The 5,311-nt window shown below is 71.9% G+C and carries 4 protein-coding genes; all 4 read right to left on the bottom strand.

The annotated features are described in order from the left end of the window. Window positions 1-1,206: alpha/beta hydrolase family protein (locus AOK23_RS28905; protein ID WP_157878182.1), on the bottom strand; the 1,206-nt coding region annotated here is incomplete at its 3' end. A 242-nt stretch (window positions 1,207-1,448) separates the two neighbouring features. Further along, complete coding sequence (gene mmsA, locus AOK23_RS28900) at window positions 1,449-2,951, bottom strand: CoA-acylating methylmalonate-semialdehyde dehydrogenase (protein ID WP_055715551.1); 1,503 nt, start codon at window positions 2,949-2,951, stop codon at window positions 1,449-1,451. A gap of 16 nt (window positions 2,952-2,967) precedes the next feature. Continuing rightward, window positions 2,968-4,857, bottom strand: coding sequence for a 3D-(3,5/4)-trihydroxycyclohexane-1,2-dione acylhydrolase (decyclizing) (gene iolD / locus AOK23_RS28895; RefSeq protein WP_055715550.1), 1,890 nt, complete (start codon window positions 4,855-4,857; stop codon window positions 2,968-2,970). Continuing rightward, a partial coding sequence (locus tag AOK23_RS28890) for a 5-deoxy-glucuronate isomerase (RefSeq protein ID WP_169800344.1) occupies window positions 4,854-5,311 on the bottom strand: 458 nt, incomplete at its 5' end. The genes iolD and AOK23_RS28890, both read right to left, overlap by 4 nt.

Genomic DNA, 5,311 nt, shown 5'->3' with positions numbered 1-5,311 from the left:
CTGGGAGAGGCCGCCGGCGGCGCCGCCGATGCCGGGCAGGGCCGAGAGGGCGGGCGGGCTGGCGCCGGCCGGGTTCTCGAAGGTCTGCTCGCGGCCGGCGAGGGCGATGGACCGGCGGTCGCTCTCCAGACCCGGGTAGGTGTCGTCGGTGGTGCCGCTCAGGCGGGGCTCGCCGTCGCCGGAGCCGGTGCCGAGGGTGCGGGTGACGCGGAACGCGGAGCCGGTGTCGGCGTTCTTGTCGCCCTTCAGATAGCGGTCGAACCAGGCCTCGACGCGGGACTGGACGCGGCCGGTCTCCATGTCGCCGCCGTCGTGGCCGCCGGAGATCCAGTCGACGTCGACGGGCGCGCCATTGGCCTTGATCGCCTTGGCGGCGGCGTCGGCCTGGCCGAGCGGGAAGAGGGAGTCGGTCTGCCCCTGGAGCAGCAGCGTGGGCACCTTGATGCGGTCGCCGACGGCCTGGGGGCTGCGCGCTTCGAGGAGCTTGACGGCCTCGGCGTCCGGCTCACCGGACTCGGCGACCCGGTCGTACATCGCGCACAGGTCGGCCTCGAACCTGGCGCAGCCGCCGCCGGTGTTGAAGAACAGGCCGGCCCAGAGCTTCTTGAACACGCCGTTCGGGAACAGGGCGTCCGCGAGGTTCCAGTACGTGATGGCCGGGGCGATGGCGTCGACCCGGTCGTCGTACCCGGCGGCCAGCAGGGAGATCGCCCCGCCGTAGGAGGCGCCGGCGGCACCCACGCGCGGGTCGCCCTTCTTGTCCAGCTGGACCTCGGGGCGCTTCGCGAGCCAGTCGATCAGCCGGGAGACGTCGGCGACCTCGGCCTTCGGGTCGTTCAGCCCGATCTTTCCGGTCGAGTCGCCGAAGCCGCGCGCCGACCAGGTCAGCACCGCGTAGCCGTCGCGGGCGAGGTCCTCGGCCTGGCGCCGTACGTCGTTCTTGCTGCCGCCGAAGCCGTGCCCGAGCAGGACGGCCGGATGGCGGCCGGTGGCGCCGGAGGTGAAGTACGAGGTGTCGATGCGGACGCCCTCACCCATGGCCATGGCCTGGTCCGTGCGCTTCACCGGCGCCGCTTCGTCCGAGGCGGTGGCCGTCCATGTACCCGCGCCGGCGAGCACGACGACGGCCGCCACGGCGGCGAGGGCCCTCCGCGGCCTCCGCCGCAGCGCCCCGCGCACTCGCGGTCCGGACAGTCGAAGATCCATGCGTCAACGGTACGGGGCGCAGGGGGTGACCCACGGCACCCTCCGGGCGGAGGAGTGGGCCATCCCACGGTCGTACGGGAGGAATTCGGCATACAGCGGTCGCGGTATGCGGGGGCGTGGGACGGACTCGACAGCAACCTGATAACTGGGGCGGCCCGGCGGTCGCCCGCTTCGGTTCCCCCCCGCCCCGGACATGCCTCTCCCCGCACCCTGAGGGAGTGCGGGGAGCGGGGAGCGGGTGCTCAGTGGTTGCGCGGGAAGCCCAGGTCGACGCCGGTCGGGCCGTCGGCCGGGTCGGGCCAGCGGGTCGTGACGACCTTGCCTCGGGTGTAGAAGTGGGTGCCGTCGTTGCCGTAGATGTGGTGGTCGCCGAAGAGGGAGTCCTTCCAGCCACCGAAGGAGTGGTAGCCGACGGGGACCGGGATCGGGACGTTCACGCCGACCATGCCGGCCTCGACCTCCAGCTGGAAGCGGCGGGCGGCGCCGCCGTCCCGCGTGAAGATCGCGGTGCCGTTGCCGAACGGCGAGGCGTTGATGAGGGCCATGCCCTCCTCGTAGGTGTCCACGCGGAGCACGCACAGGACGGGGCCGAAGATCTCGTCCTGGTACGCCTTGGCCGACGTGGGGACCTTGTCGAGGAGCGAGATGCCGATCCAGTGGCCGTCCTCGTGGCCGTCGACCGTGAAGCCCGTGCCGTCGAGGACGACGTCGCAGCCCTCGGCCGCCGCGCCCGTGACGTACGACGCGACCTTGTCGCGGTGGACCGCCGTGATCAGCGGGCCCATCTCGGACGTCGGGTCGTTGCCGGGGCCGATCTTGATCTTCTCGGCGCGCTCGCGGATCTTCTCCACCAGCTCGTCGCCGATCGCGCCGACCGCGACGACCGCGGAGATCGCCATGCAGCGCTCGCCGGCCGAGCCGTAGGCGGCGGAGACGGCGGCGTCGGCCGCCGCGTCCAGGTCGGCGTCGGGCAGGACCAGCATGTGGTTCTTGGCGCCGCCGAGGGCCTGGACGCGCTTGCCGTGCGCGGAGGCCGTGGTGTGGATGTAGCGGGCGATCGGGGTGGAGCCGACGAAGGAGACCGCCTTGACGTCCGGGTGCTCCAGGAGGCGGTCGACGGCCACCTTGTCGCCGTGGACGACGTTGAAGACACCGTCGGGCAGGCCGGCCTCGGCGAGCAGCTCGGCGATCTTGATGGACGCCGAGGGGTCCTTCTCCGACGGCTTCAGCACGAAGGTGTTGCCGCACGCGATGGCGAGGGGGAACATCCACATCGGGACCATCGCCGGGAAGTTGAACGGCGTGATGCCCGCGACGACACCCAGCGGCTGGCGGATCGAGGAGACGTCCACGCGGCTCGCGACCTGCGTCGACAGCTCGCCCTTCAGCTGCACGGTGATCCCGCACGCCAGGTCGACGATCTCCAGGCCGCGCGCGACCTCGCCGAGGGCGTCCGAGTGGACCTTGCCGTGCTCGGCGGTGATCAGCTCCGCGATCGCGTCCCGGTTGGCGTCCAGCAGCGCCCGGAACTTGAACAGGATCGAGGTGCGCTGGGCCAGCGAGGACTGGCCCCAGGTCACGAAGGCCTCCTTGGCGGTACGTACCGCCGCGTCGACCTCGTCGACGGTCGCGAAGGCGACCTTGGTGGTGACCGCGCCGGTCGCCGGGTCCGTGACCGGACCGAACGTACCCGACGCGCCTTCGACGGTCTTGCCGCCGATCCAGTGGTTGACGATCTTCGTCATGCCGAAAGACTCCTTCTTACAGATGGCGGCGTCGGGTAGAGACGTGCCGGTCGTACTCCTCGCGTGCCTTGACCGCCGATACTCGGGTCGCGGTCTCGGCCACAGGTACATCCCACCAGGCCTGCGCCGGGGGCGGGCCCGACACTGTGTCTGCGGTTTCGGTCTCCACGTAGACACAAGTGGGAGTGTCGGCGGCCCGTGCCTCGGCGAGGGCCGCGCGCAGGTCGCGGACCGTCTTGGCGCGCAGGACGCGCATGCCGAGGCTGGCCGCGTTGGCGGCGAGGTCCACGGGCAGCGGGGCGCCCGTGAACGTGCCGTCGTCCGGGTTCCGGTGCCGGTAGGCGGTGCCGAACCGCTCCCCGCCCACCGACTCCGACAGGCCGCCGATCGAGGCGTACCCGTGGTTCTGCACCAGCAGCATCTTGATCGGCACGTTCTCCTGGACGGCCGTCACGATCTCCGTCGGCATCATCAGATACGTGCCGTCGCCGACCAGCGCCCACACGGCCGTGCCGGGCGCCGCCTGCTGGACGCCGATCGCGGCGGGGATCTCGTAGCCCATGCAGGAGTAGCCGTACTCCAGGTGGTACTGGTCCCGCGACCGCGTCCGCCACAACTTGTGCAGGTCACCGGGGAGGGAGCCGGCCGCGTTGATGAGGATGTCGGACTCGTCGACGATCTCGTCGAGGAGGCCGAGGACCTGGGCCTGGGTGGGCCGGGTGTCCGGTTCCTCCGCCTCGTAGCAGGCGTCGACGCGGTGCTCCCAGCGCTGCTTGTCCTCGCCGTACTCGGCGACGTACGCGTCCGCGACCCGGTGGCCGTGCAGCTCCAGCGCCTGCACCAGTTCCTCCAGGCCGGCCCGAGCGTCCGCGATCAGCGGCAGCCCGGAGAGCTTGTGGCCGTCGTAGGGCGCGATGTTGAGGTTGAGGAAGCGGACGCCGTCGGCGGCGAAGAGGGTGCCGGAGGCGGTGGTGAAGTCCGTGTACCGGGTGCCCACGCCGATCACCAGGTCGGCGGTGCGGGCGAGTTCGTTGGCCGTCGCGGTGCCGGTGTGGCCGATGGCGCCGACGTCCTGCGGGTGGTCGTAGCGCAGGGAGCCCTTGCCGGCCTGGGTGGAGGCGACGGGGATGCCGGTGGTGTCGGCGAGTTCGGCGAGCGCCTCCTCGGCGCGGGCGTGGTGGACACCACCGCCGGCGACGATCAGCGGACGGCGGGCCTCACGGATCACCCGTACCGCGTCGGCGAGTTCGGCGGAGTCGGGGGCGGGTCGGCGTACGTGCCAGGTCCGTTCGGCGAAGAACTCCTCCGGCCAGTCGTACGCCTCCGCCTGCACGTCCTGCGGCAGCGCGAGGGTCACGGCGCCCGTGTCGACGGGGTCCGCGAGGACCCGCATCGCCTGGAGGGCGGCCGGTATCAGCGCCTCGGGGCGGGTGACCCGGTCGAAGTACCGCGACACCGGGCGCAGCGTGTCGTTGACGCTGATGTCGCCCGCGTACGGCACTTCGAGCTGCTGGAGGACCGGGTCCGCGGGCCGGGTCGCGAAGATGTCGCCGGGCAGGAGCAGCACCGGGAGGTGGTTGACGGTGGCGAGGGCGGCGCCGGTGACGAGGTTGGTGGCGCCGGGGCCGATCGACGTCGTCACGGCGTGCGTGGACAGGCGGCCCGACTGCCGGGCGTAGCCGACGGCCGCGTGCACCATGGCCTGTTCGTTGCGGCCCTGGTGGTACGGCATGGAGTCGGCGTACTCGACGAGCGCCTGGCCGAGGCCCGCGACGTTGCCGTGGCCGAAGATGCCCCAGGTGGCGCCGATCAGCCGCTGCCGCTGCCCGTCGCGCTCGGTGTACTGTGCGGCGAGGAACCGCACCAGCGCCTGCGCCACGGTGAGCCGCGTGGTCCCGGTGGTCATCGGTATCCCTCCGTGTGATCCGGGTGGAAGCAGATCCGCCACTGCCGCTCGGTGCCCGGACCGGCCATCACGTTCAGGTAGTACATGCTGTGGCCGGGCTGCGCGATGGACGGGCCGTGCCAGCCGTCGGGGACGAGGACGGCGTCACCCGAGCGGACCTCGGCGAGGACCTCGGAGCCGCCCTCGCGGGAGGGGAACACCCGCTGGTAGCCGAAGCCGTTCGGGCCGTCGATCTCGAAGTAGTAGATCTCCTCCAGCTCGGTCTCCTCCCCCGGCCGGTTCTCGTCGTGCTTGTGCGGCGGGTACGAGGACCAGTTGCCGCCCGGGGTGATGACCTCGACGGTGATGAGCTTGTCGCACTCGAAGGCGTCGGCGGAGGCGAAGTTGCGCACCTGGCGGGCGCAGTTGCCGCTGCCGCGGTCTTCGACGGGGACCTCCGGCGCGGGGCCGTAGC

Origin of the sequence: Streptomyces torulosus (genome assembly GCF_001419765.1) — a bacterium.
Classification (GTDB): domain Bacteria; phylum Actinomycetota; class Actinomycetes; order Streptomycetales; family Streptomycetaceae; genus Streptomyces; species Streptomyces torulosus.
This window is presented reverse-complemented; position numbering and strand designations above follow the sequence as displayed.